The organism is Allobosea sp. GW821-FHT09G06, assembly GCF_059416005.1.
Genome location: NZ_JBWKOI010000001.1, coordinates 446,788 through 470,889 on the forward strand (window position 1 = coordinate 446,788; position 24,102 = coordinate 470,889).

Annotated in this window: 35 protein-coding genes; 11 read left to right on the forward strand and 24 right to left on the reverse strand. The window is 62.2% G+C overall.

The features are described 5' to 3' along the window. Window positions 1-34: 34 nt before the first annotated feature. On the forward strand, window positions 35-760 hold the full coding sequence (locus AC07NY_RS02145) for an HNH endonuclease (RefSeq protein ID WP_494581453.1): 726 nt from the start codon (window positions 35-37) through the stop codon (window positions 758-760). Here AC07NY_RS02145 and AC07NY_RS02150 read toward each other — a convergent pair. The 24 genes from AC07NY_RS02150 to AC07NY_RS02265 form a co-directional block, all read right to left on the reverse strand. Next, window positions 757-1,140 (reverse strand): GNAT family N-acetyltransferase, encoded by a 384-nt coding sequence (locus AC07NY_RS02150; RefSeq protein WP_494581455.1) that lies wholly within the window; start codon window positions 1,138-1,140, stop codon window positions 757-759. The genes AC07NY_RS02145 and AC07NY_RS02150 overlap by 4 nt on opposite strands. Then, on the reverse strand, window positions 1,137-2,936 hold the full coding sequence (locus AC07NY_RS02155) for a hypothetical protein (RefSeq protein WP_494581457.1): 1,800 nt from the start codon (window positions 2,934-2,936) through the stop codon (window positions 1,137-1,139). Before AC07NY_RS02155 ends, AC07NY_RS02150 begins: the two co-directional genes overlap by 4 nt. Beyond that, on the reverse strand, window positions 2,936-3,616 hold the full coding sequence (locus AC07NY_RS02160; RefSeq protein ID WP_494581459.1) for a phage adaptor protein: 681 nt from the start codon (window positions 3,614-3,616) through the stop codon (window positions 2,936-2,938). The genes AC07NY_RS02155 and AC07NY_RS02160 overlap by 1 nt, the downstream gene beginning before the upstream one ends. Before the next feature lies 1 nt (window position 3,617). After that, a complete protein-coding gene (locus AC07NY_RS02165) occupies window positions 3,618-4,307 on the reverse strand; it encodes a hypothetical protein (protein WP_494581461.1) in 690 nt (229 codons plus the stop codon). Window positions 4,308-4,395: 88 nt separating this feature from the next. Then, a complete protein-coding gene (locus tag AC07NY_RS02170) occupies window positions 4,396-4,887 on the reverse strand; it encodes a hypothetical protein (RefSeq protein ID WP_494581463.1) in 492 nt (163 codons plus the stop codon). A 12-nt stretch (window positions 4,888-4,899) separates the two neighbouring features. Further along, window positions 4,900-5,892: a phage major capsid protein gene (locus tag AC07NY_RS02175; RefSeq protein WP_494581465.1), complete on the reverse strand. Its 993-nt coding sequence runs from the start codon at window positions 5,890-5,892 to the stop codon at window positions 4,900-4,902. A gap of 20 nt (window positions 5,893-5,912) precedes the next feature. Next, complete coding sequence (locus tag AC07NY_RS02180) at window positions 5,913-6,947, reverse strand: hypothetical protein (RefSeq protein WP_494581467.1); 1,035 nt, start codon at window positions 6,945-6,947, stop codon at window positions 5,913-5,915. Window positions 6,948-6,962: 15 nt separating this feature from the next. Next, window positions 6,963-7,280: a hypothetical protein gene (locus tag AC07NY_RS02185; protein WP_494581469.1), complete on the reverse strand. Its 318-nt coding sequence runs from the start codon at window positions 7,278-7,280 to the stop codon at window positions 6,963-6,965. Window positions 7,281-7,311: 31 nt separating this feature from the next. Then, a complete protein-coding gene (locus AC07NY_RS02190) occupies window positions 7,312-8,508 on the reverse strand; it encodes a hypothetical protein (RefSeq protein WP_494581471.1) in 1,197 nt (398 codons plus the stop codon). After that, window positions 8,505-9,776: a hypothetical protein gene (locus AC07NY_RS02195; protein WP_494581472.1), complete on the reverse strand. Its 1,272-nt coding sequence runs from the start codon at window positions 9,774-9,776 to the stop codon at window positions 8,505-8,507. The genes AC07NY_RS02190 and AC07NY_RS02195 overlap by 4 nt, the downstream gene beginning before the upstream one ends. Further along, a complete protein-coding gene (locus AC07NY_RS02200) occupies window positions 9,776-11,896 on the reverse strand; it encodes a hypothetical protein (protein WP_494581474.1) in 2,121 nt (706 codons plus the stop codon). Before AC07NY_RS02200 ends, AC07NY_RS02195 begins: the two co-directional genes overlap by 1 nt. A gap of 6 nt (window positions 11,897-11,902) precedes the next feature. After that, the gene (locus AC07NY_RS02205) at window positions 11,903-13,219 is read right to left on the reverse strand and encodes a terminase large subunit domain-containing protein (protein ID WP_494581476.1); all 1,317 of its coding nucleotides are present in this window, start codon (window positions 13,217-13,219) and stop codon (window positions 11,903-11,905) included. After that, the gene (locus tag AC07NY_RS02210; RefSeq protein ID WP_494581479.1) at window positions 13,201-13,473 is read right to left on the reverse strand and encodes a hypothetical protein; all 273 of its coding nucleotides are present in this window, start codon (window positions 13,471-13,473) and stop codon (window positions 13,201-13,203) included. Before AC07NY_RS02210 ends, AC07NY_RS02205 begins: the two co-directional genes overlap by 19 nt. Before the next feature lie 139 nt (window positions 13,474-13,612). Further along, window positions 13,613-14,170: a GIY-YIG nuclease family protein gene (locus AC07NY_RS02215; RefSeq protein WP_494581481.1), complete on the reverse strand. Its 558-nt coding sequence runs from the start codon at window positions 14,168-14,170 to the stop codon at window positions 13,613-13,615. A gap of 1 nt (window position 14,171) precedes the next feature. Further along, the gene (locus AC07NY_RS02220; protein ID WP_494581483.1) at window positions 14,172-14,720 is read right to left on the reverse strand and encodes a hypothetical protein; all 549 of its coding nucleotides are present in this window, start codon (window positions 14,718-14,720) and stop codon (window positions 14,172-14,174) included. 3 nt (window positions 14,721-14,723) lie between these two features. Next, on the reverse strand, window positions 14,724-14,978 hold the full coding sequence (locus tag AC07NY_RS02225; protein WP_494581485.1) for a hypothetical protein: 255 nt from the start codon (window positions 14,976-14,978) through the stop codon (window positions 14,724-14,726). Between the two features lie 244 nt (window positions 14,979-15,222). Then, complete coding sequence (locus tag AC07NY_RS02230; RefSeq protein ID WP_494581487.1) at window positions 15,223-16,104, reverse strand: hypothetical protein; 882 nt, start codon at window positions 16,102-16,104, stop codon at window positions 15,223-15,225. Further along, window positions 16,104-16,715 (reverse strand): putative endonuclease domain-containing protein, encoded by a 612-nt coding sequence (locus AC07NY_RS02235; protein ID WP_494581489.1) that lies wholly within the window; start codon window positions 16,713-16,715, stop codon window positions 16,104-16,106. The genes AC07NY_RS02230 and AC07NY_RS02235 overlap by 1 nt, the downstream gene beginning before the upstream one ends. Then, complete coding sequence (locus AC07NY_RS02240; protein WP_494581491.1) at window positions 16,712-17,086, reverse strand: RusA family crossover junction endodeoxyribonuclease; 375 nt, start codon at window positions 17,084-17,086, stop codon at window positions 16,712-16,714. The genes AC07NY_RS02235 and AC07NY_RS02240 overlap by 4 nt, the downstream gene beginning before the upstream one ends. Continuing rightward, complete coding sequence (locus AC07NY_RS02245) at window positions 17,083-17,256, reverse strand: hypothetical protein (RefSeq protein WP_494581493.1); 174 nt, start codon at window positions 17,254-17,256, stop codon at window positions 17,083-17,085. Before AC07NY_RS02245 ends, AC07NY_RS02240 begins: the two co-directional genes overlap by 4 nt. After that, a complete protein-coding gene (locus tag AC07NY_RS02250; RefSeq protein ID WP_494581495.1) occupies window positions 17,253-17,897 on the reverse strand; it encodes a helix-turn-helix domain-containing protein in 645 nt (214 codons plus the stop codon). Before AC07NY_RS02250 ends, AC07NY_RS02245 begins: the two co-directional genes overlap by 4 nt. Continuing rightward, window positions 17,898-18,332: a hypothetical protein gene (locus AC07NY_RS02255; RefSeq protein WP_494581497.1), complete on the reverse strand. Its 435-nt coding sequence runs from the start codon at window positions 18,330-18,332 to the stop codon at window positions 17,898-17,900. 297 nt (window positions 18,333-18,629) lie between these two features. Further along, a complete protein-coding gene (locus AC07NY_RS02260) occupies window positions 18,630-18,791 on the reverse strand; it encodes a hypothetical protein (RefSeq protein WP_494581498.1) in 162 nt (53 codons plus the stop codon). A 75-nt stretch (window positions 18,792-18,866) separates the two neighbouring features. Next, the gene (locus AC07NY_RS02265; protein WP_494581500.1) at window positions 18,867-19,754 is read right to left on the reverse strand and encodes a hypothetical protein; all 888 of its coding nucleotides are present in this window, start codon (window positions 19,752-19,754) and stop codon (window positions 18,867-18,869) included. A gap of 234 nt (window positions 19,755-19,988) precedes the next feature. Between AC07NY_RS02265 and AC07NY_RS02270 the strand changes: the two genes are divergently transcribed. The 10 genes from AC07NY_RS02270 (at window position 19,989) to AC07NY_RS02315 (ending at window position 24,101) form a co-directional block, all read left to right on the forward strand. Next, window positions 19,989-20,753, forward strand: coding sequence for a S24 family peptidase (locus AC07NY_RS02270; protein ID WP_494581502.1), 765 nt, complete (start codon window positions 19,989-19,991; stop codon window positions 20,751-20,753). 97 nt (window positions 20,754-20,850) lie between these two features. After that, a complete protein-coding gene (locus tag AC07NY_RS02275; protein ID WP_494581504.1) occupies window positions 20,851-21,003 on the forward strand; it encodes a hypothetical protein in 153 nt (50 codons plus the stop codon). A gap of 2 nt (window positions 21,004-21,005) precedes the next feature. Next, entirely contained in the window at window positions 21,006-21,311 is a 306-nt protein-coding gene (locus AC07NY_RS02280) for a hypothetical protein (protein ID WP_494581506.1), read from the forward strand. Beyond that, window positions 21,311-21,550 (forward strand): hypothetical protein, encoded by a 240-nt coding sequence (locus AC07NY_RS02285; RefSeq protein WP_494581508.1) that lies wholly within the window; start codon window positions 21,311-21,313, stop codon window positions 21,548-21,550. Before AC07NY_RS02280 ends, AC07NY_RS02285 begins: the two co-directional genes overlap by 1 nt. Window positions 21,551-21,740: 190 nt before the next feature. Then, window positions 21,741-21,992, forward strand: coding sequence for a hypothetical protein (locus tag AC07NY_RS02290; RefSeq protein WP_492286750.1), 252 nt, complete (start codon window positions 21,741-21,743; stop codon window positions 21,990-21,992). Further along, window positions 21,989-22,486 (forward strand): siphovirus Gp157 family protein, encoded by a 498-nt coding sequence (locus AC07NY_RS02295; protein ID WP_494581510.1) that lies wholly within the window; start codon window positions 21,989-21,991, stop codon window positions 22,484-22,486. The genes AC07NY_RS02290 and AC07NY_RS02295 overlap by 4 nt, the downstream gene beginning before the upstream one ends. Further along, the gene (locus AC07NY_RS02300; RefSeq protein WP_494581512.1) at window positions 22,483-23,196 is read left to right on the forward strand and encodes an RAD52 family DNA repair protein; all 714 of its coding nucleotides are present in this window, start codon (window positions 22,483-22,485) and stop codon (window positions 23,194-23,196) included. Before AC07NY_RS02295 ends, AC07NY_RS02300 begins: the two co-directional genes overlap by 4 nt. After that, window positions 23,193-23,597, forward strand: coding sequence for a recombination protein NinB (locus AC07NY_RS02305; protein WP_494581513.1), 405 nt, complete (start codon window positions 23,193-23,195; stop codon window positions 23,595-23,597). The genes AC07NY_RS02300 and AC07NY_RS02305 overlap by 4 nt, the downstream gene beginning before the upstream one ends. Continuing rightward, window positions 23,587-23,979, forward strand: a complete 393-nt coding sequence (locus tag AC07NY_RS02310) for a hypothetical protein (protein WP_494581515.1) — start codon at window positions 23,587-23,589, stop codon at window positions 23,977-23,979. Before AC07NY_RS02305 ends, AC07NY_RS02310 begins: the two co-directional genes overlap by 11 nt. Next, window positions 23,976-24,101 (forward strand): hypothetical protein, encoded by a 126-nt coding sequence (locus tag AC07NY_RS02315; protein ID WP_494581516.1) that lies wholly within the window; start codon window positions 23,976-23,978, stop codon window positions 24,099-24,101. Before AC07NY_RS02310 ends, AC07NY_RS02315 begins: the two co-directional genes overlap by 4 nt. The last annotated feature ends 1 nt before the right edge of the window (window position 24,102 follow it).

Sequence of the window (24,102 nt, forward strand, 5' to 3'; positions counted from 1 at the left end):
TTCCTTTCCAAGCGGTTATGTGGTAAATAACCACATGGAAAAAATCTCTGACGTTGACATCGAGAAATTCTGGTCCCGCATCGACAAGCGGGGTGAATCCGATTGCTGGCCTTGGTTGGCCGGCAATAACGGAGTGGGATACGGGGTCATGTACGTGAAGCAGCGGAAAGGCAGGAAGGCCGTTCTAGCCCATCGTCTTTCACTGGCCTTGGCCACCGGCCTTATGCCGAAAGCGTTCGCCCTTCACTCCTGCGACAACCCCGGTTGCTGCAACCCCCGTCACCTTCGGTGGGGCACGCAGAAGGAGAACATGGGCGACGCCAAAACCCGTGGCAGGGCGTCACCGCCCCCCATCCATTATGGCCCCGCCCCGCATCGCAACATGCCGAAGGGCGAAGCTAACCCCAGCTCAAAGCTCACCAACGAGGGAGTGGCCGAAATCTACCGGATGCGGCTTGCTGGGGCGGGCAACACAACAATCGCAAAAAAGATGGGCCTGGACCCGTCAACTGTACTCGACATCATTCGCGGCACCCATTGGGGCCACCGCCTAGGCGTAGACGGAAATCCTACCCTTCCAGAACTCGACGCAGTCAAGGGCAATGAAAGACCCGCTGCCAAGATCACGCCTGAGGTAGCTCGCGAAATCAAAGCGGCTTTCGCAGCGGGCGAAACAGGGCGCTCGATCGCTGCGCGCTACGGTCTCCATTTCGGATCAGTATCCGATATCAAACGCGGCCTGACGTGGCGCGATGCCTAAAGGAACCAATCCTTCTTCAATACGCCGATCACCACCCCGTCACGGCCTTCGCCGTAGAGATCGCGTTTGACGCCTTCGATCTTGCCGCCCATGCGGATGGCCATGTCGATGACGTGGGGCTGTTCGGTCTCGATGGTGGCGCGGATGCAGCCAAGCTCGTCAGTGAGGTACTTTCCAACGCGACGCAGAAAGGGCTTCGTGATGCAGCCCTGATCGGCCGCGATGCTCAGTTGCGCATCCGGGCCGGTCCAGCAGTTGAAGACGATGCCGGCGACGATCTTGCCGCGGCGCTCGACACCAAGAGCAGTGAATGGCGGATAGATCGCAGCCCCCAGCCGCTCACCAACGAAGGCCGCGACCCGATCATCCGATACGATCATGAGACTGCATCCCCGATATCGTACTGGACATCGGTGCGGATCATCTCGATCTCAGGCGGTGCGATACCGCCGATCGTGAATTGCGACGCGATCGAGCAGGCGTAGCCAGAGCCGTTGACCGACTGCCACCTCTGGAACGTCTTCTTCTCCGAAGGCTGCCCCCAGACCGAAGTTCCCCAGATCGCTGAGCCCCAGACGGCCCCTGCCATTGCGCTAGTCGCGTCCGGGGAGGCCGGCAATGCCACCTCAAAATCGTACTGCCCGGAGAGCTGCGGGCTTGCCTCAACTGGCGCACGATACACGATACGAGCAAGAGTCTGCGTTTTCAGAGCAGCCGGGCTCTTCATGTCATCGAACAGCGGAACGCAGACCGGGACGTAAGGCGCGCCTTGGTCGGAACCGGAGACTTCTGCCTCCACGATGGTGCCGACATCTGTCCCCCAGAACATGCGGTCCCCGAAAAGCTGAAGCGTCGTCCCGTCCCACGACGAATAAAAGGTCCAAGCCCCCGTCAGGATATTGGCGACAAACATTCCTGGTGGGGCCGTATCGCCGGGCGGAACGGCTACCAGCAGCATCTGTTTGGTTGGCCAAGCCTCACAGACCCAAGGCCGGGAAGTCCGCTCTGCAACCGCCTGTGACCACTCTTCCTCGATCGGGTTGGAGATAGCCGTAGCCGTCAGAGCCTTGAAGTCGCGGCTTACGGCCTGAGACAGAGCGATGAGCCCGATATCGGTACAGACGGCCACGTCGCCGCCAGCCTTGAACCACGCATCCTTGCCCAGCGGTTTTCCGAGGCGATAAACGCCCTTGAGCTGCCACGTCGCCGCTGTGGAAGGGTCGGTCCCGGTGTAGACAGCTACCTCGCCCTCGTCCGTGAAGAACGCCAGCGAAGCGGATAGGCCGTTGCCCTCGTCAAGCGACCACTCGGCCACGAACATGAGCGAGCCGCCGCGCTTGAAAACACCTCCGAGCGGGAACTTGGTTGCCGCGCCGCCGATGCTCTCGACATCGAGATACCAGGCGTTCAGCGTCTCTTTCTCGACAGCCCAGATCCGGCTGTTGTGCGAGGCGAGATAGGAAAGCCGCGAAACATCGACGCCGGTGATGGCGCTGGTAAGTTGCACGGCGAGGCCATTCACCACCGCGGCGCCCGGCACTCCGGTCAACGCCTCGTTGTTCTGGAAAGTGCCGACGACATCGACCAGCCAGAGATAGCCGGTCGCGCCACTATCGAACACGCGCAGGATTGTCCCCGTCGCCCCGGACGTGCCGCCCGTGACCGTGCCTGTGGTGAAATTGACCGTTTGCCCGTCGTAATCGAGTCGATAGATCGCCTTGTCGTTGACCGGATACCACGTCTGGCCATCGAAAAGCAGGCCGTCATCCTGTCCGTTCACGCCGATCAGGAAGGTCCCGCCCGCCGTCTCGAATTGCAGCCACGACCACGCTCCACCCGTCAGACCGGTCACTGCTGGAGCAGGAGGTACATCGGGATCGGCAACGGTGGTGAAGGAGTAAAGGTCCGTCTCGGTCGTCGCGAAGAACTGGCTGTTGTTGCCAGCCTTGTAGGTCGCGGCAGAGGTGACCGGTTCATCAACCTCCGCAGTCCCGTATTTCTGCGAGCCCGACCGCATCCGGCAACCTGTCGGCGTCGGAAACCAGTCGCGCAGCACGCGCGCTCCCTCAGGTGTGGAACTGGCAAGGTTTTCGTTTGCGATCCAGCCCCGGCGCGGCGCCGGGAAAGACTTCGAACGCGACGTTCTGCGCTTGGTCTGGGGCGCAGGGGTACGCATCAGGAGATGTATCCGGGATAGGCAATGGAAGCGCCGTCAGGAATGCGCGGCTGCCCCATGTAGAGGATGCGCGAGCCCTTATCGCGCCCCGCCTCTTCACCAAACGCAATCTCGTAATTCTTCAGGTGCTCGGCATATTCGAGGCCCTTTTGAGCCTTCCATCGCCAGACGATGCCAAGCGTCAAAAGCCGCTCAGGCAGCAAGAACGTATCCGTATCGACCGTGAAGGCCGTCTTGCTGCCGGAAACGATGATGTTCGACTGGTAGTAGTAGCGGGCCGTCTGCGTCGAAGCCATGGCCGGCTTGATCTGGACCTCCCCACCCAGGTTGATCCAATAGCCGGGTGCGCCGACGACCGGGGTAATATCGAACTCCAGCCACTGGTCCAGATCACGCGCTTTCAGGAACGGCAGGCGAGCCAGAGAGCCGTAAATATTGCTGTCGAGTGGCATGCGGTCATAGTCGGACGGCAACGGGAAACTGGTGTCGCTCCCGTCGCCCGTGATGGTGTGAAGCGTCGTCAGTCTGCGCCAGTCGTGCGCCTTCGCGATGGCCGTAGCCGCCTCGTTGGCGAGGTCGCCAAGCTCCTGCGCAAACGGGCTCGTGCTACCGAAGACGGTAGCCGGGCGCGGTTGGTTGAGCTTGGTTGCCGCTGACTGACAGGCTGACAATACGGTCATGTCAAGCCGCCTCACTCTCGCGCGTAGCGAGCGCCGTAGCCTTGTCGAGAAGCGTCTGGCGGGACGGAGTGCCACGCGGCGCCTCGCCCGTCTCGCGCTTGATGTAGGCTTTCAGCTCGTCGTCGCTCAGATCCTCGATCGCCCGGTCAGAGACATCGACGGCGACAGTTGACGGAGCCCCGGCCAAAAGGGCTTCCATCTGCTTCTGCATGCGCTCCATCTGCGCGCGCAGCTCGGCGTTCTCCGCAGCAGCGCGGCCGGCGGCGGCGCCATCGGATGCGGCCTCCAGATAGGCACGGGCTTGGTCGCGAAGCTCGCGGGCGCCCATGCCGAGGCTCGGCAGCATGTTGTCAGGGAGGTTGGACAGCTCCTCGACCGAAAGAATGCCGAGAGCCTTCAGCGACGCAACGCGGCCGGTGGTCATCGGCGGCCACTGCTCCAAAGGGGTGCCACTGGCGGCGCGGGCCTCGCCACGCTTGAACGCGGCGTAATGGTCCGGCCAACGCTGGCGGTGCTCATCGAGCACGTAATTGACATGGGTGGCGAGGCGATCGCCGGGAATGCGGATTTCGACCATCTCGCGCTCGTCGAAGACCGGGCGGCCCTCTGCGAGGCTCCTGGCCTTGTTCTCGACGGCCTGCATGTAGAAGCGCGGGCGGGCGGTGTCCTGTTCAGTGGCGTTTGAGGCCATGAGGGTAACTTTCCGTTTGAGGGATATGAAAAAACCCGCCGCAATTGCTCGCGACGGGGTCGTTGGTGATGCAGTCGGTGAACGCCGATTAGGCGGCGGTCGCGTCATCCATGAACGGACGCGCGATTTCGAACTCGGCAAGACCGGCCGAGGGCGTGCCCACAGCCGAAGCGCCGATGGCGAGCTTCACGCGATCGCCAGCCACAACAGCGTCGTCAACGCTGCCTGCCGTGGAGGTCGCATAGACCAGACCGTTGTCGGCATAGGCAGTGAGCGCCTTGCCGACCGCCTTGCCGCTGATCTGATACCATCCCCACTTGCCGGTGACGGTCGCACCCATGGCGACGGCCACCTGGCCGATGGCGTTGGCAGCCAGCAGCGTGGTGGAACCGTCGTCCATGTTGTAGGTGACCCAGGTGCCGACAGCAGTGGCATCGAGCCCCTTGAGGTAGATGAACTCACCGGCCCCATAGACGGGGTCAGTGGCCGTCACGATGGTGCCGACCGGCACCGCCGCAGCGGAATCGACGCCGCCGATCAGGGACTGGCCGAGGCGGTTCTGAGTGATGACATAAGCCATGATGTGACCTCCTCAGTCGGTGAGCTTCGCCTGGAACAGCGGGTTCGCCATCGTCAGGTTGCCGTAGAAGCCGATGTGCTGGACAACGGCATCCTGGTTGACCGGACGCTGCTTTCCGCCGAACGCGACGAAGTTGCGGTCGGGGTGATAGCGGAAGCGAAGACCATCCTCGCCAAGCTTCAGGAAGTAGGTCGTATTCGACGGCATGGCCGAACCGATGCCGCCTTCCAGAACCACATCCAGCTCATAGCCGGCACCCGCGAAAGCCAGCGACGGGAACCCGAGGGTCGCCATCTTGCCTTCCTTGGTGACGCGCTGGATCGCGACGAGGCCCGCCTGGAACAGACGGAAATGCGTCGCGTCAGCCGCGATGAGGTTCGGTCCGTTCTTGCCGCGCGAGTGATTGATGAGCACGCGGGTATACTGGTCGTGGATGTTGGCCGCCGAGGTCGCCGCCGAGAAGTCGGTGGTGGCGTCGTAAGACCCAGTCTGCCAGAGTGTGACCAGCGAGCGATCGATACCGCCATAGATGCCGGAATTCTTGACGGTCGGAACGGCGAGCTGAAGGCCACCGATCTGGTTGGTGAGCGTGCCGGCCGAGTGGAGGTCTTCCACGAAACGGTCTGTCAGCTCGCGCTCAGCGGCCGAGATGTGCTCTTCCATCACGTCCTTGAGCTGGTTCGGACCGGAGTTCTTCAGGATGTCCTCACCCGACAGCGTGACGGACACAGCCGCCAGCTTGGGGGTGAACTCGGCATCGTTGAAGAGTTCGGACGGAGCCGGGTTCAGGAAGTCGTAGCCCGAATACCGGACGTAGGTGCCGGACTCGGCGTAGAGCAGACGTTCGCGGATCGTGGGACCCGAGAAGGTCTTCATTCCACCCTTCTGCTTCATCACAGAGAGGATGGCGTTGGCGTTCGAGACGAGGTCCGCATATCCACGGGACCGGTCTTCGAGCGCCAACGAGAAAGCTTCAGTGAGCTTGTCGTTGGAGACGATTGCCATGTCTTAGGTTCCTTTGAGGGTCAAGAAAGACCGACTGACGCAAAGGCGCTGTCGAGCGCTTCACGAGTGGAACCGGCGGGTTTCCGCGTGGACGTGTTTGAGACGGACGGGCTGCCGGTGATAGACAGCGACGCTTTCCGGGTTTGAGCCGGATCGGGCGCTGCGGGCGTGGTGGGTGCCGCCGGAGCGGCTGTCTGGGCAGCGAGTGCCGCCAGATGGGGGTGAAGAGCGATGGCGGCCTGGTAGGCCTCCTGAAGGTTGGGCTGCTGGCCCGCGGCCTTCTGCTCTGCAATGTGTTTCGCGATATCGTCCGCGACGTAGTTGAACAGCGGGTTTTGCGAGGCGAACTCCTCAACCTGCTGTTGGACGGGACGAAGCTCGATCTCCTGGTATTTGCCGGCGACGCCGGAAATCTCTTGCTTGAGCGCGGCGATCTCGGCTTTCAGCGAGGCAACCTCAGGCGCCGCGCCGCCGTTGCCCTGCTGGCCGGAGAGGGCCTGCGCAAGAGCGGCGGGGTCAACGCCCATGTTGTTGCAGATCTCGACCACGCCACGGGTGAAGTCGCGGCGCAGCATGTTCTCCATGTTGGTGTAGTTCGTCAGGGCCTGCGGGAGCGTCGTGCCACCCTGCCGCGCCATCGCGTCGAACTGGCGCAGCGGCTCAAAGGCCTCGTGGCTTTCCTTGTATTTCTGGAGGCCCTGCGTCAGCTCCTGCTCCATGCGGGCGACTTCGGTCCGGATGATCTCCGGCGCCTGTGCCCACGCCTCTTGCGCGGCCTTGACGAAGCGCGCTGGCGGGCTTGCCGTGACGGGCGCCGCCTCGGGTGTGGCTACCTGTTCTTGTCCTTCTGCGGGCGCCTCCGCGGCTTTCGGGGCGAACTTGCCATCGGGGGACCGGGCGGGACCTTCGGGCGCCGGGGCTGCGGTCTGCGTGTCGCTGGTCTGGTTGACGGTATCGAATGCCTTGGAAAGCGCGTCCGAAATGCTCGGGACGGCGCTAGCTTCAGGCATAGCGGTATCGCTCACCGCGTTTGAGGCGGTCTGCACGTCTTCCATGAGATGGGGTTCCTGTTAGAGCGAGATACCGGCGCGGGCGAAGGCTTTGCCGACGCTTTCGCTGATGGCTTTCCGGTCAGGTTTGGGCTTCGGCGGGGGCTTCAGTTCTTCGTTGCCGACCTCGGCATAGCCGCGCGCCCGGTAGGACGCCCGCAGTGCGGCTTTCGAGGTGTAGATATTGCCGTCAACCATGCTTTTGACCTCGATATTGTCCGACATGATCATCGGAGCGGCGAGGCTTGAGCGCTTCGGGGCTGGCTTGCGGGCGTAATAGGTATCGCGGTCAACCAACTCGCAGGTGACGGGGTCGAAGACGTATGTTTCGCGCGGCATGTGGTTATCTGCCCTGCAACGGGTGACGGGTTCAGAGGATCGCCGCCGCGTACGCAGGATCGGGCGTGAACCCGAGCAGCGCGTCATCGGCGTTCATGTACCAGGGGTCGAGATAGGCAACGCCGCCCGGAGCAAGGTGCGTCTTGTCCGAGTTGAAGATTTGCTGGTTATCCGCCGTCGTCGTGCTCGTCGGCGTGATGAGCGGGATCTGCGTGGGGTCAATGATCTGGTCGATACCCAGCGCCGCCTTGTTCGCTACGACATAAGCGGCGAACTCGACGAACTTGCCGTTGAGCGCCGTGCTGTTGCCGCGAGCCCAAGGGCAGACGACCCTGATCTTGGCGTTTGGGTAAAGCGCCTTGATCGCCGCGATGTACGGGATCAGGCAGTTGTCGATCGCGTTCGGCGATCCCGCATAGGTGTAGCCCGGCGTTCCGGCCGGGACAGCTGACAGGCCGCCGTTGCTGTTCTGATCGGCGTAGTTGAAGTCATTGGTCAGGCTCTCGATCTGAACCACGAGCTGCTGACTGGAATGAACCGTGATGCCCGCCAACTGCTGGATCGTCTCGATATGCGGCGAGCCATTCAAAGGCGTCGGGGACTGGTAGTTCATGCCCGCCTGGTTCGCGAGGCGCCAGCTATCCCGACCGAAGTTGAACTTGATGCGCGACTTCTCGTAGGCCGTCCGCATCGTCATGCCCCACTCGGGTGGTTGCGGCGCGGATGCCGGAAGCTGCGTGTTCTGGCTGTTGTTCGAGAACAGGCACGGCATCGTGCCGCCGCGCGTCAGGCCCATGGCCCAGAAACGGTTCTCCGGGAAGCTGAACTGCGGGAACGTGGTGCCTGCGCCGATCTGGCAGTTGGTGAGGCTCGACCCCACGCACAGGATGATCTGAGCGTGCAGCCCAAGGTTCGGCAGCGTCGGGATTTCCGAGGTGTTGCTGTAACCGGCCGGGTCCGGCGTCGAACTGTTGTACTGCGCATCCGCGACGTTGATGCCGGACAGCGCAGCATAGACCGCATCCGGCATGGCCAAGGTCTTCTGCGCCAGCGTGCCGGTCAGGGCGCGCATGGTGCCGTATTGCAGCGTGCCCTGCGGGACGACGCCCCGAAAATCAGCGATGCGCTTGTGCCAGTTGCGGATGTTCGTCGCTTCGCTGGAAGCGTTGTTGACGGTGTACGAAGCGGTGGCGCCATAAGCCTGCGCGGGGCGATAATACTGGGTCATAGCGCGCTCGCGAGGTAGCTATCGATGGCCGCGAGGCGAGATGCGTCAGGCACCTCCGCAAGGACGACCAGGCGCACAAGCTCCATATAGAGCGGGCTGTTCGGCGTATTGTTGTTGCCGACACGAAGAAGGATGCTGTCCCCGGTGCCGAATGCGCCGGTTGCGATCGACTGAGCCGCCCCGTCTGCCGACCCCTCGTAATACTGCTGAAGCGTGCCGGCCGTGGTGTCGATCACATAGCCGACGCGGCGCCGTGTGGTCGTGTCTGACAGCGCGCCGCCATTGGCAGGGCCAACTGACTGGCTGACCGATGTGGAAGTCGAAGCGCTCGTACCATCCAGCGGCGAAAGCGTGATGTACGGCTTCCGACCTGTCGAGCCCTGCGACATGTAGAAGCTCATCCGCTCGGCGGCCGAACCGCTGCCGATCGTCGAGAACGTCATGTTGAAGGTCGCGCCGGTGCCGGCGCCGGCCGAGCTTGAGCCGTAGAGCGTCGTGCTGCCCTGCGCGACGGGATTGGACGGGATGACTGTATAGGCACCGGGGTTGGCGATGGCCGCCTGTGTGATAGCCCCTCCGCTCACTGCCTGGACGACGATCGTTACCGCCGTCGAGAACGTGCCGCCCGTCAGAACGACCTTGTCACCGACCGCATAGCCAGAACCGCCCGCTGCGATTGCGACACCCAGGGCGACGGCTGAGGTATTCCCCTCCGAACCGTAGATCAGCGTGCGTTTGGCCGCGCCACCATTCAGGATCGGCCGTACCGAGGCGAAGACGCTGAGCGCCGGGAGCCCGTTGAACAGGTTCTTCCGGTAGAAATCGAGATAGACCGCCGCGCTGTCGAAGAGCGGGCCACCGAGCGGGCCTTTCGTGGGCTGGAATGTCTTGTCCGGCGTGTTCAGCAGGTAGCCGTTGCCGCTGATATCCTCCCAAGCCGCGACGCTGTCGTAGCCAAGGGTGTCGTAATAGATCGACGGCGTATCGACCCCGGCCGCGTTCTTGAAGGTCTTCCCGACATCGAACCAGGCGCGGAGGTTGGACGACCCGAACGAAGGCGTCGGCAGAACCACCGCACTCGGCCCGACAGGCGCAGACCCACCACCCGTGCCAAGGTCGAGTCCATACCCAACGATGCCGTAGTCGCTGCCGTCGTTGAGCACAAACTTGGGTGACAGAAACTTCAGGTCATCCGAGCCGCCGGCATCGACGTTCACCCGCCCGCCCGGTTGACCACTGACAATCGTCCCCTTCTGCCAGTATGCCATCAGTCAGCATCCTTGGCAGGATTGGGATTCATGGCATCGGCGGCTGCTTTCGCCGCGAGCTGCTCCATGGTCATCTGGTGCTCGGCAGCTGCTACCTGCCCATCCATGACGGTCTGCTGCATGGTGGCTTGGGCCTTCATCATATCGGCCTCGCCCTTGACCTGCGCGCTCTGGAGTTTGATCGCCTCGGTCTGCGCTTTCGGGTCTGGCGCGCCACTGACGGCGGCCTGCGCCTCAACCTGAGCCCGCTGAAGCTCAATCTCCGACTTCTTCGCGTTGGCGACCTTGCCGGCGGTGTCTGCCTTCTTGCCTTCAAGCTCGATCTGCATGGCAGGATCTGGCTCCTGCGGCTGCTGAGCCTTTTCGGCCATCCCCTCAAGCATCTCTGTCAGGTTGTCGATGGCGCCGCCAAGCGGGCGCCCGGCACGGAATCCGTCAGCGGCGAACTTCAGCACGGAGCCCATGAACGGCCCGAGCTGCGGGGCCTGCATGACGATAGGTGCCGCCTGCTGGAAAAGCCCGCCAACCGCGGTGACAAACTCAACCCGACGCTGCTTCTCGGCATCCTCATCCGGTTGGATTGTCGAATCCGTCTCAATCTCGATGGTGAAGCCGCGCGCCTTGTCATTTCGCAGAAACGCAATGACCTCTTCCAGCGACGGCTTCTTGAGCGCAGCGAGCATCTCCTTCGGGGGCTCGGGCGGCGTAGGAACCTGCTGCCCCTGCTGCTGCATCGCTTGCGCCTGCTGAGCCAATGCCTGGGCCTGCTGCACGGCGATCTGGGCCTGTTGCTTCTGGGCTTGCGTCGGCAAATCGCTCTGCGACATCTGCACCAGGGTTTCAGGCGCGAAGTTTTCAGCCATGATCTCGGCGGTGATGCGCGTAAGGTCGCGGGCGAAGCGGACTAGCTCATTCTGCCGCTCCCGAATGCGGAGCGATCCCCACTGCGACTTGATTTGCTGGGCCGTGGCCGTCTCGCCTGCGTCCGTGGAGCCGCGGACGATGTCGCTGATGCCGGTGATCTGGTAGACATCTTCGATCACGACGCGGCGAAGCTCGACCAGCGACTGAATGAGCGTGATGACCTCGCCAACCGGGAACCAGACGATGCTGTCCTTGAAACCTCCCGGCCCCAGCGCGGCCATCGAGGAGATCGGGATCATCGTGGCGCGGTCGTCGATGCTCTTGATCGCCGTCTCAATGGCTTCCGAGATGTCGCCCTGACCGGCGGCGTAGAAGCCTTTCATCCGCAGCGACTGCGATAGCGCAGCGATGCGGGCGGTGTATTCGTTGATCTCCTCGATCTGGTCCTTGTACTGCAGGATCTCAGGAACGGGGGTCAGCCCACCGGGGATGCGTGTGCCATAGGCCGGCGGCGGGCACGGGAAGAAGCCGGCGAGCGAAAGATAGGCAGGATGCGCGTCGAGCTGGTCGGCGTGGTCCTCGGCAACCCAAATCACTTCGCCCTTGGGCTTGTTCCAAATTTCCCAAACAGCAGCCTTGTCGGTCTTCTGCGGAACGGCAGCATTCTCATCCTGCTTCTTCAATGGGACGCTGTTGAACGCTTCACCAAAGCGGCTCACGCCCTCGTCGCGCGTCAGCCAAGCACGGCGGGCAACCCACCCGGCAATGCGCCATGAGCGCTGCATGTCGTGTGCGAAGTCGCAGCCCGCCACATGGTCATAGGCGACAACCTGCTTGCCATCCTCCATGGCAAAGCGAGCCCATGCCGTGCCGCGCGCATACATCAGGAAGTCGTCGCGGACCTCCTGCATGACGCCGTGCATGTCCTGCTGCTCGGAGTTGACGACGCATGTCCGCTCCAGCATCTCGGAAGCGGCCAGAGCAACGGCGTTATTGTCCTTGAACCGCGGCGCTACCACGGGAACGGACGGCCGGGCATAAACCGCAGGCTTCAGAACCTCGATGTTAGCCCAGAAGATCGCATACTCACGATCGGCCGCGTCCGAGCGTTCCTTGCGTGAATAGAGCTTGTCCACGTTCTTGCACTGGTCAGCCCACTTCTGGAAAGCGGTCTGGTAGTCCTTGATCCTGTCCAGCCATGGGCCGGCAGGCGCGGGGCCTTTCGGCTCCTCGCTTTCCATTTCGGCCTCTGACATGGCGGGCTAGATCCTGATTCTCACGCCGCTAGGCGGGCGCGGCGGGCCGGGCAGATAGACCTGGCCAAGGCTCGCCTTTGGCTTGGGCTTGGCGATCGTCTGAGACAGCGAGCGATAGGCCAACGCCATGTAGCGGGCGGCGTCAGCCGCGTGGCTGGTCCAGTCGTGCCGCGGCTTGTCGCGGAAGGCTTTGGTCTTCTCGTCGTATTCCGTGCGGTATTGGCGAAGCGCCTCGACCCCTGCGGCGCAGCGCGTGGCGTCGATCCTTGCGATGGGCAGAACCTGCCGAACCGCGTTGATACCGTCCTCGATCGAAACGTTAGCGACGATCTGGGCATTGCGCCCTAGCGCCGTCAGTGTTTCTACCCGCGTCTTGCCCGTGCCAAGCTCTCGGGCTCTGGCGTCATGCGGCAGGAAGTCGATGCCATAGCGATAGGGCAGCGCGTTAAGCGTGGCGACGTAGTGAGGCAGTGCCTTGCCGTGGTCCTCGATGAAGTCCACCACGGCAAGGCCGCCGGGGGCTGCCTGCCATAGCCAGATCGCCGTACTGTCTCCGATGCCAAGGTCCCAGGCCGCATGTACAGGCAAGGCGGGGTCAGCCGGCTGGAGCGCGACGCGCCCCTGTGCCTCGGCCTGCGCGATCTCCCGCGCGTAGTAAGCGCCGACGATAGCTGCATCAAACGAGCACTCGAACTCTTGCTCGTATTGCTCTGGCGTCATTTCCGCGCGGGCATCAACCAATTCGCCCTCGGCCAGAAGCCCCGTCTCGCTGGCCTTCAGAATAGCGCTGAACCACCCATCTGGGTCAGCCTTGGCCCGCTCGTAAATGCGGTGGAACTCGTTCTTCCCCTTCGGCGTGCCAATGAACGTTGCCGTCCCCTGACGATCCGCCAGCATGGGGCGGATGATCTCGCCCCAGACTGTTAAGAGCCGCATGTCTGCCGGCTCATCAATCGTCACATCGTCCAGGTAGCCGCCGCGCAATCTGTCGGCGTTGTCCGCGCCGTAAAGCCTGATGCGCGCGCCGTTGATAAGCTCAACCCACAAATCGCTTTCGTTCTTGTCCGCGATGATGGGGGCCGCGTAACGCTTCAGATAATCCCACGCGATGTCTTTAGCCTGGACGAAGAACGGCGCGACATAGGCGGCCCGGTAATTCGCCTTTGGCGTCGTGATCGCTCGCCGGATCTTGTCGTTGATGGTCGAAACGGTTTTGCCCGCGCGCCTGTGCGCTACCAGAACGGCCCACCGTTGCTTGCGCTCATGGAATGGCAGGAACACCCCACGCGGCGCGTAGGGGAGCGTTATTCTCCGCTCGACCATTCGACCGTCAGTTTGACAGGGCCGCCGCTTTCGCCCGTCACCTGCATGGGCAACACCTTGCCCAACAGCGCCATGAACGGGCCGGGGTTGGCCTTGGCCTGTACGGTCAGGTAGCCAATGAGGCCTTCCTTATCGCCGGCCTTCTCAGCGGCCTGAAGGATCGCGTCTTTGAGGAGGGCTGTGGTCTTGTTCGGGGTGCCCTTGGCGCGACCGGTTTTGGACCTGTCCAGCCCTAGTTTAGGCTTCTCAGCCATGGTTGCTCCCCGTGGGTTTGAGCCATCGGGCCTGAAATGAAAAAGCCCGGCAGCCTTTGGGGCTCCGGGCGGGAAGAAATCTTGCAGAGATGCAAGGTCCGATCTTGCAAATCGGCATACCATGCGGTTCGGGCAGACGTCAATAGTCTGCGTTGATCGTCCCGCGATGCGCCATTTCCCCGCGCTCAGCCATTGCCTGATAATATGTCGTCCAAGGCCACAGCGTCTCGATCTTGGCCTTGATCGATTCTGCTGCTTCTGAAGGAACGTCATTCCCGATGTTCACGCCAAGAATGAGAGCGGCCCATTCGATGCGCTCCCGTGCCTCATTCGGTCGGGTGTCCACCCACTCTCCAAGCAACCACTTCTTCTGCTCGGAATAGTCTCGATGAACCTCCTTCTCGATGGCGAGCGCATCAGCCTGCGTCTCAGTCCAGAAGCAATGCGCGACTTCCAGCCTCTTCCAGTTCCCAACCTGCAAGTTTCCAAGCCGGGAGCGTGGGCTATGCGAGATGCCGATCTTGACCGGCCACTGACCGTCTGGCGCAATTACGTAGACGCAATACTTCGGGCTGCCGATTGAGCGCCAATCGACCAGCCAAAGACCCTCTTCGAGTTCTGGCCTCTTGTAGCCCCACTTCAGCCATTCAAAATCTTGGGCCTTGGCGCGGCCCGCGAGCCTGAAGTTCTTCGCCATTCTAGACCCTCAGTCGATGAGCGATGACATTCAGAGCGCTCCGGAATTCTCCAAATTCTACATCATTGCGCGGCTCTTTGTCGGAGATACACACAGACATTAGCACCCTGTTCCCAGAAAAATGGATGCCCGCTTCAGCCAATGCGTCCTGGATTTCTCCGAACGCCGACCTGATGCCGGCAACAGTCTCTTCGTCTGGGTCTGCGGAAGCTCCCCCGCCCCCAGCAACAAACTCTGCCGCGATGCTCGGGAACGTGGGCAGGCCAACGCCTACCTTCTGGTAGTAGCGGACCGCTCGAATCGTGAACGCGCGCGCCGCTGCCATTTGGCGAGCATCGATCCTGTCCTGCATGAACAGGCGACCAACTGCGTAGCCCATCAACGGCAGATGCCAATCGGCCTCCTTCGCGCCGAAGAATTTGACCCGCTGGGCTTTCGCCGTAGCAACGATAGCTTCCGGCTTCTCCCCTCGTTCCCTGTTCACGATGCGGCCCGTGTTCGGGTACCGCTGCACGCCCTCACGAGGACGAGGTCCAGTCTTGAGGCCCATGGTTCAGTCCTTGGATTTGAGGGAGCGGATTTCGGCCGCGCACTTGGCTACCAGCTGCGTGTCAGGTGGCAGGAGCCTATAGGCGCGGTGGATGAGCCTCTGCGCCGCCTCCTCCAGCTTGTCGTTCTCTGCCTGGCGGATGGCTTGGGTGATCAGGTTAGTCCATCGTTCGCCTGAGCCTTGCGTGACTGCGCCATCAGCGAGAACGCCGCCGATGATCTCGACCACGATCTCCTTCGCCCTTGTTTCAGCGTTCATGGGGTGTCTTTCTTTGTGGCATCCGCTAGGTTCCGGCCAGAGTTCGGGACGGGCGAACAGTCGTCACAGATGCCGAAATGCTCGACGACTGCTTGCATGCCGCGTGACTCCGCTTTGCGGAGAGCCCGGACTAGTTCGAGCTTGAGGCCGGCGGGCTCTTTGCGCTTGTCGGGGAACAGCCGCCGAATGAGAGCTTCAGCCTCGTCGACAATGTTTCTGAGCGTCAGACTGTCCAGTGGCCCACTCATGCCGCGCGCTCTCCCTTGTTGTGGGGGGATTTGGCCGTGAAGTACCAGCCTTCAGCCTTCGTCTTCGGGTCCTGGGTGACCATGCCGGGCCTGTGACCGGCAGCGACGCGCTCAGCCCATTCGGGACTGTCCCTGACGATGAAGACCTTCGGGGGGCCTTGGCTTGGCGATGGGATGTGTTTCAGAGCCTCAGGCGGCTTCATGGACCGCTCAATCGCAGGCAGGTAATAATCCCAGGTCGCCCCGCGCTGCCCCTTCGCCTTGGCGGCGCGGAGGACAGGCAGGATATCCCGCTCCAACAGAGCCCCGCCTTCGACAAGGCGGATAATCGGGCCGATGACCAGAAGACCCGCCGCTGGGCTGTCTTCCAAGCCAGCAGCTTCGCGACAACGATTTTCGATAGCGTCGTAATCGATCTTAGAATTTTCGGCGGCCCCAGCCAAAGAAGGTGCGGTAGCACCTTCTGTCTTCTCTCCTTCTCCCTCTCCATCCTCCATCAGATCGTCTTTTTCCCCACCAGTTCCGGACTGGTTCGTAACTGGCTTGACATAAGAGGAGAGAGAGGCCGGGAGGACTTCGGAACTGTTGGGCTTTTTTGGCTTCTGGTATTTCTGGAAGTTCCGGATTGCTCCGTACTTCTTCCCCGCCTCAAAGGCCCGGATGAAGTCCAACGAGACCAGCTCTTCCAAGAGGACCGGTACATCGACCGCATCGACAGGGAACAGCTTCGCCTTGAGCGTGAGAGGCTTCCACTCGAACACGCCGTCGTCCCATGCCTCAGTCCAAATTCCGATGATGAGCAAGCGAGCATGAGCCGACGCAGACATGAACGCCTCGTCGGTAAACAGGCCGGGGTGAATTGAGCGGATGCGGGCCATTAGAGCCAACCCCTTCCATTGGGGCCGTCGCAAACGACATGGGCAACCTTAAGAGCGGCGGCCTGTGGAGACTGGTGGATCTGCGACCCCGTCAACCGAACGGTCGGGATGCCCACACTCTTGAAAATGCTGTCGCGGACAAAGTCGCTATCGGTGCTGTGGAATTCCTTGCCATCACACTCAACAGCAACGAGCCGATGCAGGCCGCCGATGTTCGCGCAGATAAGGAAATCGAGACGATACGCCTCAAAATCCGCTTGAGGGCAGACGTAGATATCGCCCTCATTGCTTTCCTTCACGCCCTCGGAAGAAGAACAGAACAGCGCCGCACGAGGCTTCTCTGGCCACGGCAAACCGTAGTCCTGATAGACGAGCCACGGGACGATAAGCTTCTCAATCGGGCTGTCGCATATGACGCGAACGCTCTCGATGGTCTGGCGACCGATCTTGGCTTGCGCCATGAGATAGGCCTTGTCGCAGGCCGTGGCCTTGCAGCGGCGGGCGAAAGCCTCCTCCGCATAGTCGCGCTCAGCGTTCAGGCCGGGCTCGACATTGGACAGGCCACCGGAGAAGCCGAGAACTTGCCGAACGGAATCGCTGAGTTTTCTCATGCTGCCTCCTTCGTCTCGTAGACGAACACGCGGCAGAAGCCGGGCTCCACATCACGACCGCGCGCGATGGTCGCGCGCTGCGCTCGCACATCGTCCGCGATGATCTCGCCGGGGGCTTTCAGCCAATCCAGGATAGGCTTCAGTCGATTATCGACATCGCCGCGCATCTTCAGAGGCACGGTGATCTGTACGTCGAAACAGCCATCGAAATAGGGGAAGCCGCCCTGAGGCTTGCTCAGCCATGCGAAATCCAAGGCCGTCTTGGACCATGCGCGGTAGAGCTTCGTCCTCACCCGACCACGACCGGGGGCGTTAGCGAACAAAGCGTTCACGCTGGGGGGCAGCGGCAGGTTGAGGACGAGCACCTTCACGGGCGACGCTCCTGCTGGACCGTCGCCTTGGCGCGCTGGATCAGTTCGCCCATGTCCTTCGGTCGTGCCTCCAAAGCTCGCTCACAAGCCTCGATAAAGGCTTGCTCATCGCGGAGAGCCTTGCGGGCGCGGGCGGCTTTGAGGCGGATGGCCGGGACTACGACGCTCATCGCTTGAAGCCCCCCATCCGACGCACATTCTCCCCGCGTCGGTCGTTCTCTCGACGAACGGCGTGAAGCACCGTCGTGTGGTCCCGCTTGAAAAGCTTCCCGATCGCGGGGAGGGAAAGATGCGTGTCGCGGGCACAAAGCCACATGGCTTGCTGACGAGCTGCGACGATGGGAGCGGTGCGGGAATCGCCAACGAGATCCGAAGCCAGAAGCCCGCAATCAGCCGCCACCTGTCCAAGGATGTATCGCCCCTGCTCATGACGGCGGACGCTATCAGGGACGCGTTCGAAGACGAGGCGGCAGTTCTTCGCCTCCTTCGCCATGGAGTAAACCCGCTGGGCCGTGGACCGGGTGAATCTGAGGCCGAGCTTCCCTGCATAGTCCCCGACGCCGCCGGGGCTACGGCCCATGCGCCGTGCGATGGCCTTTTTCGACAGGCCATCGCCTACAAGCGACCGCAGAGTGTCCACTTCCTCGGCGGTCCACCGCGAGCCAGCGACAGGTGGGCTGTCGATGATGAGGGGCGCGCGAGGCTCGGCCTTGACCTGCGGTGTTACGGGATAGAAGGCCTTCCGACGCTCGGCATAGTCTGCCAGCATCTGGGCTGCGTCGGTGTATTCGATGGGGGATGCGAGGCTCATTTACGCAACCTCTCGACCAAAGACAGCACGCACTCGACGAGCCAGATCGCGCCATCGAGCAATGCGATCGCCATACGCATCGGGACACTTGGCGGCGTACCGGAGCGCCGCGTATTCCAGCCTGTCGGCATGACGCTGCATTTCCTTCGTGAGAATGTGTTCGGAGATTTTGACCTCGGCCTCGAAGAGAGCTTCTTCGTCATCGACCTGGATCGAACGGGCTTCGCCGGCATGAAGAGCGCGGACGCGACGAGGGCCGAGCCCAAGGAACCGGGCAGCCTTCGGATAAGCGTCCTTGATCGTGCTGTTTGGCGAGATGAACGCGAGAACGGCGCCAACCCGCGCCTTGAATTCTACTGCACGCATATCGGTAGCCTTGGGTACGAAACCCACGCGAGGGCGTGAGATTTCCGCGATGTGAGCTGAGGTTTCCATGACCTTGGGTTCCGTTCTGACGATCCTGAGAACGTCAGAAGGAGACAGCCATGGAGCGGCTTGGAGACATCGTTGCGCGGGTTTTGGCGAACGTGCGCGCTACGATGGATGGAGAAATGGCTGGCGAGGCGGCGGGGGAGGACGCCGCCTCGCCACTCGCGCAGCGGCTGGGGAGTAAGGACCGCGCGAGGAAGGTTGATGCTCATCCGCGAAGCTCCAGCAGGAGCATGGCGAAACGAGCCGCGATGACGAGCGCGAAGAGAGAGACGGCAGCGCCGTAAATGCGCTCGGCCATCGTCATGACCGGGCCTCGTGGATAATGACAACGGCCATGCAGAGATTGGCGATGCCTACGCCGAGGGCGAAAATCGACCTCGCGTCGAATGGCGGAGCGAAGCTCAACAACACGCAAGCCGAGCCGACCACAATCGAGAGAAGAGCGTCGAGGCGCACCTTCATGACAGCCTCGTCAGAGCGAAGCCTACGAAGATGATCGCAGTGATGAGGGTCGGAGGGATGAGGAACGTGGGCATGTCAGGCAACCTCTTTCGAGGGGCCGGCGACCTCACCTAGCGCCTTGAGGTAAGCAGCATGCGCGAGATCAGCGTTCGGGAAAATTCCGAGATAAATATTCTTCCCATTGACGCCGATCTTCGCGACAAACCGGCCCTTCCGCCACTCGGAGACACCAGTTGGCAAGCCCGATTTCTTGCGAATTTGAAACGACGAATTGAAATGCTGGGGCGCTATCACGACGTTGTCGACCGAGTACGGCCCAACGTCGCCCTTGCGACACATCACATAGCCATGGCCGCGTCCACGCTCATCCCAGCGGCCGGATTCCTTCCAGATCGTCCACCACTGCCAAAGCGTCAGGTCCCATCCAATGCCCCGAATTCGAGCATTGACCTTCTGGCGCACAAACGCACCGACCGGCTGACGTTCGCGCTTGACACCAAGCGCGGTGAGGGTGCGCCCGATGGTGAGAAGTTCCGCATAATCGGCGCGGGTGCACCCCCATTTAGCCAGACAGATCGCCTCTTTTCGGTCGCGCTTAGAGACCGCTCGGGCAGCCGCCGTCACCGCTTGCCCGCCGTCAGAGGCGCTGATCCCTTGAAGAGCCAAAACTTGGCGAACACGCTCTCGCGTAATCCCGTGGGACTGCCCGATTACCTCCAAAGTCTCGCCCGCAACGTAGCGCGCGGCGAATTCCTGAGCCCGGGCTTCTCTGGACCGTGCCGCCTCCTCGTCGAAGACGCGGTAGACGCGCTTGAATTCAATGCCGTAGCGCTTTGCGTACCGGCGGATCGCCGGATATCCCCAGCCCGTGGCCTCTGCTGCCTCATGGCTGGTGGCGCCCCTCTGGGCCAGATCACGGAGCCTAGTCTCGATCATCGCGTGTTGTTCGTCGCGGATCGTCATCAGCCTGTCCTCTTCATATCGACCGGCCGCGACATGAAAGCCGTCACACGCTTCATCGTGGAGCTGCGGAGTTCCCGAGGAGTCCGGCGAAGGTCGAAGACAAAACGGGGGTCACCCGCAGCCATCATGCCGAACCGGGTGGGTTTCATGCCCGTGATCGAGAGATACCGCTCAACCTCGGCGCGGAATGCGTGCTGTGCGTCCATGCACTCCTATCTATAGGACTATTCCTCTTTGCGCAAGATATTTCCTATTGGCGATTCCTATGCGCCGCGCGCTATGCCGAACCGCATGGATTCGGTCCGCAAACTTCTGCTGGGGCTTTTCGACGAACGAGGGCTAAAGCTCTCGGACGTGTCCAAGGATTTGGGCAAGAACCACGCCTACATGCAGCAGTTCATTAAGCGCGGCATCCCGGAGAAGCTCCCGGAGGATGTGCGCTCAAAACTGGCCGAGATGCTCGGCATTGATGACCGCCTGCTTGGCGCCCCGCTACGTCAGGTGCAGTCGCAGTCGCAAACGCTCGTTGTCGCCAACCCGCCCTATCTCAAGGAGTATGCGGTTAAAGGCGGCGGCTCTTACGGCGGCGGCCTGGTCGCGGATGGAGATTGGCAAGAGGGCGGCGAGCCCGCACAGGAAGTCATTGCGCAATGGGCGCTCCCGCCGTCCTACGTTCGCAATGAGTTGAACCTCTCCTTCGATACCGCCGATATCATCTCGGTTCGCGGCGACTCCATGGACGACGGGTCGAAGTTCGGCCTCAGCTCAGGCGACCGCGTCATTGTTGACCGAGCGGACCGCGACCCAAGCCAGGGTGCCATCTTTGCCGTTTGGGACGGCAGCGGCGTCATTGTGAAGCAGGTAGAGCCGATCCGAGGCTCCGATCCACTCCGCATCATCTGCAAGTCTCTCAACTCGCGCTATGAGCCGTTCGAGCTGATTCTCGACGAGAACGCGCATATCATCGGCCGCATCGCCGCCAAATTCTCCCGTATGTGACACGATAGGAATGAGCAGGAAAAATCCTCTCGCATCCTATTGACATAGGAATAGGACTTATCCTATCTTCTCCTCACGAACAGAGGAGACGGCGGCAATGGCCACCACCAATCAGACGATGCTCGAAGCTCTGAAGTCCGCGGAAGTTGTGGTCGAGCAGTTCTGCGCCGGCCAGCACCCCGACAACCAGTGCTGGGTGACGCTTGCTGAAATCCGAGCCGCCATCGCCCTCGCCGAAGCGAGGGCCTGACGATGACCTTCGCCGCATTCGAGATCGAGGATAGCGAGCTGAACGTCGGCCCGGTCGCTCTCTGCGCGGCTTGGTGCATCGCCCTCGAAGGCGACGGCGGCTCGTTCGAGATCACCCACGTCTGGGTTGAGGGCAAGCGCGCTGACGAGTGGGAAACCTCCCTCGCCAAGCGCTGGGTTGACGGCGATCTGGCCTCGGCCACCTCCCGCGTTCGGAAGGCCTACGAAGCCTCTCTCCCCGACGATGGCAAGAGCTACGCCTACACGGCGCCTCGAGAGTATCGGTCGATCTGGCAGGCGGTGGTGTGATGGCTAGCGATTACCGTTTTTGGATCGTCCAGTCGATCCCGACCAAAGGTGATTTCGATCACCTTCACTATTCTCGCTACGACAACGTGGAAGAGGCGCGAGACGAAGCGAAGCGGCTTGCAGTCGCCCATCAAGGGCGCGCGTTCGCTGTGCTTGAGGCGGTCGAGGCTTATCAGACAGAGCCCGTTCGCGTCGAAGAGATCCACTTAGAGACCTACGCGAAGGGGGTGGCGGCATGAACCCCCTCATCCGCCGCGCCCTCATCCTCTGGCGAGCATGGCGCGCTCGCAAGGTAATCGGTCCTCAGATCGAGGCTTTGCGCCAAGCAATCGAGAGAGCCCGCAAGGCCCACAAGCCCCGCTCTCATCTCCTCCGCCGCCTTCGTGACGCACGCTGCGCTCAACTGCGCATGGAAATGGGGATCAAGCAATGAGCACCCAAATCGAAGCCCTGCTGCCGAGCGCCATGGAACGCTTCTGGGATGCCGATGGCGGCAACGAAGCTGGCGTTCGCGCTGTCCTGTCCGGCCTGATCGACGATCAGGGCAACGACGTGTCCGCCGAGGTCATCGAGTGGTCTGCCCGTCAGGCTCTTGAGGAGTACGCCCGCATCACGTCACCGGCCAAGGCTGCCGCACTGGCGGGAGAGTTCATCACCTCGGCTCTGAGGGGTGCGCGATGAACCCGCAGCTTGTGTTCCGCGTCGTCCGAGAGATCAGCGACCTCATCGCCGTCTATCCCGAACTGGAAGAGGACGAGACGCTTCGTGCCGACGTTCTCGAAGGAGAGACGGACATCAACAACGTCCTCGCCAAACTCGTTCAGGAGCGCGAGGCGGCCTATGCGATGGCCGAAGGCGTCAAGGTCCCCGTCAACGACCTGAGGGAGCGCAAAGCCCGCCTTGAGCGTCGTGGCGATGGCTATGGCGAGGCGATTGAGCGCGTCATGGCGGCAGCCGGCTTGTCGAAGGTCACGCTGCCGAGCGCCACCATCTCGGTAAGCCAAGCGGCTCCGTCTGTCGTCATCGAGGACGAAGCTTCGATCCCCGAGCGCTTCATCCGCATCAAGCGCGAGATCGACAAGACCGCCATCAACGCCGCCGTGAAGGCTGGCGAGGAAATCCCCGGCGTCGTCGTCAGTAATGGCGGATCGCGCCTCACCGTGAGGGTGAAATGACCTTCAGCCCAGAACAGATCGAACAGCTCTCCGCGAAGCTCGACTCCTCGCACGTCAAGTCGCGAGAACAGGCAGGCCGCAAGCTCTCGTACATCGAAGGCTGGCATGCCATCGCGGAAGCCAACCGCATCTTCGGCTATGATGCCTGGACGCGCGAGACGCTCGAAATCCGCATGGTCGCGGAAGGCGCTCGGAAGATCGGTCGCCCCCCGAACCAGCGCGACGGCTTCGGCGTGTCCTACATCGCGAAGGTCCGCGTGATCGTCGATGGCGTGGCGCGTGAAGGTATCGGCGCGGGCCATGGCGTGGATGCCGACCTCGGCCTTGCCCACGAAAGCGCGATCAAGGAAGCCGAGACGGACGCGATGAAGCGCGCCCTGATGACCTTCGGCAACCCGTTCGGCCTCGCTCTCTACGACAAGACGCAGGAGAACGTCGAAACACATTCCGCGCCGTCCGGCCGGAACGCGACCCCCGCTGTTCCTCGCACTTCCAGCGGAACGGTCGCGCCCCTTTCGAAGCTTGGCGAGACGTACAAGTCCGTCATGATGGTCGCCAAGACCAAGGACGATCTTGGCAAGTGGATGACCGACAACACCGCTGAGCTGAAGGAAAAGCTTGGCGATGAAGAGGCGTCCATCATTCGGACGATGGCTCTGGCCCGATATCGCGTGCTGCCCGAGGGGCGGCCTGCGGAGGCGGCAGAATGAGCCGCGCCCTCGTCATCCTCGATAGCCCTATGGCTCGCCAGCGCGCCTCGTCGTGGGTGATGAAGGCGCCACACGGCACCCGCTGCGAGTTCAAGGCCAGCAAGCGCAGCCTGCCTCAGAACGATCGCATGTGGGCCATGCTCACGGACATCGCCCGTCAACTGCCGTGGCACGGCCTGACGCTCAAGCCCGACGACTGGAAGCTGATCTTCCTCGACGCGCTCAAGCGTGAGCTGCGCGCTGTCCCGAACTTGGACGGCACTGGCTTCGTCAACATCGGCCGCTCGTCTTCGGATCTGACGAAGCAGGAGATGACGGACCTCATCGAGCTAATCTTCGCCTTCGGGGCACAGCACGGCGTCGTCTTCGCTGACGACCGGGAGGCCAGCCATGCGGCGTGAGTTTTCCCGGTCCCAGAAAGCCCAGATGCTCAAGCGCGCTTCCGATGCGCAGGGCAATATCTGGTGCGAAGGCTGCGGCCTCAACATTACCGGCAAGGTCGTCGAGTTCGATCACACCATTCCCGAAGCGCTGATCGTCGACAAGACGAAGCCGCTGACGATCGAGGACGGGAAGGCTCTCGGACGCGACTGCTGCCACCGAGCACCGGGCGGCAAGACCGCTCAGGACGTGGCGACGATCGCCAAGGCCAAGCGTCAGGAAGCCGGGCATCTCGGCATCCGCACGAAAATTCAGAGCGCTGGCTTTCGGAAGGCAACTCCGCAGCGCCGCGCATCCTCAGCCCTCGCCAAGCCCCTTCCTGCACGAAGGATGACCCCATGAACACCGTCTACATCCCGCCCGCGTGGGAGCGAGACCCGCTCGGAGTGTCAGCTCTCAAGCTCGCCGCCTTCAGCTTCTTCATGGGCTCTGTCGGCGCCTTCATCTCGATTTGGGGGGTGTGAC

Bases quoted from the DNA above. Each gene is read 5' to 3' on its own strand.
- AC07NY_RS02310 (WP_494581515.1), top strand. From the start codon at position 23,587: ATGCGGCGTGAGTTTTCCCGGTCCCAGAAAGCCCAGATGCTCAAGCGC.
- AC07NY_RS02185 (WP_494581469.1), bottom strand. From the start codon at position 7,280: ATGCCGCGCGAAACATACGTCTTCGACCCCGTCACCTGCGAGTTGGTT.
- AC07NY_RS02275 (WP_494581504.1), top strand. From the start codon at position 20,851: ATGGCCACCACCAATCAGACGATGCTCGAAGCTCTGAAGTCCGCGGAA.
- AC07NY_RS02225 (WP_494581485.1), bottom strand. From the start codon at position 14,978: ATGAACGCTGAAACAAGGGCGAAGGAGATCGTGGTCGAGATCATCGGC.
- AC07NY_RS02295 (WP_494581510.1), top strand. From the start codon at position 21,989: ATGAACCCGCAGCTTGTGTTCCGCGTCGTCCGAGAGATCAGCGACCTC.
- AC07NY_RS02205 (WP_494581476.1), bottom strand. From the start codon at position 13,219: ATGGTCGAGCGGAGAATAACGCTCCCCTACGCGCCGCGTGGGGTGTTC.
- AC07NY_RS02285 (WP_494581508.1), top strand. From the start codon at position 21,311: ATGGCTAGCGATTACCGTTTTTGGATCGTCCAGTCGATCCCGACCAAA.
- AC07NY_RS02300 (WP_494581512.1), top strand. From the start codon at position 22,483: ATGACCTTCAGCCCAGAACAGATCGAACAGCTCTCCGCGAAGCTCGAC.
- AC07NY_RS02260 (WP_494581498.1), bottom strand. From the start codon at position 18,791: ATGAAGGTGCGCCTCGACGCTCTTCTCTCGATTGTGGTCGGCTCGGCT.
- AC07NY_RS02250 (WP_494581495.1), bottom strand. From the start codon at position 17,897: ATGAGCCTCGCATCCCCCATCGAATACACCGACGCAGCCCAGATGCTG.
- AC07NY_RS02265 (WP_494581500.1), bottom strand. From the start codon at position 19,754: ATGACGATCCGCGACGAACAACACGCGATGATCGAGACTAGGCTCCGT.
- AC07NY_RS02150 (WP_494581455.1), bottom strand. From the start codon at position 1,140: ATGATCGTATCGGATGATCGGGTCGCGGCCTTCGTTGGTGAGCGGCTG.
- AC07NY_RS02175 (WP_494581465.1), bottom strand. From the start codon at position 5,892: ATGGCAATCGTCTCCAACGACAAGCTCACTGAAGCTTTCTCGTTGGCG.
- AC07NY_RS02145 (WP_494581453.1), top strand. From the start codon at position 35: ATGGAAAAAATCTCTGACGTTGACATCGAGAAATTCTGGTCCCGCATC.
- AC07NY_RS02170 (WP_494581463.1), bottom strand. From the start codon at position 4,887: ATGGCTTATGTCATCACTCAGAACCGCCTCGGCCAGTCCCTGATCGGC.
- AC07NY_RS02245 (WP_494581493.1), bottom strand. From the start codon at position 17,256: ATGAGCGTCGTAGTCCCGGCCATCCGCCTCAAAGCCGCCCGCGCCCGC.
- AC07NY_RS02215 (WP_494581481.1), bottom strand. From the start codon at position 14,170: ATGGCGAAGAACTTCAGGCTCGCGGGCCGCGCCAAGGCCCAAGATTTT.
- AC07NY_RS02155 (WP_494581457.1), bottom strand. From the start codon at position 2,936: ATGCGTACCCCTGCGCCCCAGACCAAGCGCAGAACGTCGCGTTCGAAG.
- AC07NY_RS02195 (WP_494581472.1), bottom strand. From the start codon at position 9,776: ATGGCATACTGGCAGAAGGGGACGATTGTCAGTGGTCAACCGGGCGGG.
- AC07NY_RS02210 (WP_494581479.1), bottom strand. From the start codon at position 13,473: ATGGCTGAGAAGCCTAAACTAGGGCTGGACAGGTCCAAAACCGGTCGC.
- AC07NY_RS02290 (WP_492286750.1), top strand. From the start codon at position 21,741: ATGAGCACCCAAATCGAAGCCCTGCTGCCGAGCGCCATGGAACGCTTC.
- AC07NY_RS02255 (WP_494581497.1), bottom strand. From the start codon at position 18,332: ATGGAAACCTCAGCTCACATCGCGGAAATCTCACGCCCTCGCGTGGGT.
- AC07NY_RS02160 (WP_494581459.1), bottom strand. From the start codon at position 3,616: ATGACCGTATTGTCAGCCTGTCAGTCAGCGGCAACCAAGCTCAACCAA.
- AC07NY_RS02200 (WP_494581474.1), bottom strand. From the start codon at position 11,896: ATGTCAGAGGCCGAAATGGAAAGCGAGGAGCCGAAAGGCCCCGCGCCT.
- AC07NY_RS02305 (WP_494581513.1), top strand. From the start codon at position 23,193: ATGAGCCGCGCCCTCGTCATCCTCGATAGCCCTATGGCTCGCCAGCGC.
- AC07NY_RS02165 (WP_494581461.1), bottom strand. From the start codon at position 4,307: ATGGCCTCAAACGCCACTGAACAGGACACCGCCCGCCCGCGCTTCTAC.
- AC07NY_RS02190 (WP_494581471.1), bottom strand. From the start codon at position 8,508: ATGACCCAGTATTATCGCCCCGCGCAGGCTTATGGCGCCACCGCTTCG.
- AC07NY_RS02280 (WP_494581506.1), top strand. From the start codon at position 21,006: ATGACCTTCGCCGCATTCGAGATCGAGGATAGCGAGCTGAACGTCGGC.
- AC07NY_RS02220 (WP_494581483.1), bottom strand. From the start codon at position 14,720: ATGGGCCTCAAGACTGGACCTCGTCCTCGTGAGGGCGTGCAGCGGTAC.
- AC07NY_RS02230 (WP_494581487.1), bottom strand. From the start codon at position 16,104: ATGGCCCGCATCCGCTCAATTCACCCCGGCCTGTTTACCGACGAGGCG.
- AC07NY_RS02315 (WP_494581516.1), top strand. From the start codon at position 23,976: ATGAACACCGTCTACATCCCGCCCGCGTGGGAGCGAGACCCGCTCGGA.
- AC07NY_RS02235 (WP_494581489.1), bottom strand. From the start codon at position 16,715: ATGAGAAAACTCAGCGATTCCGTTCGGCAAGTTCTCGGCTTCTCCGGT.
- AC07NY_RS02180 (WP_494581467.1), bottom strand. From the start codon at position 6,947: ATGGAAGACGTGCAGACCGCCTCAAACGCGGTGAGCGATACCGCTATG.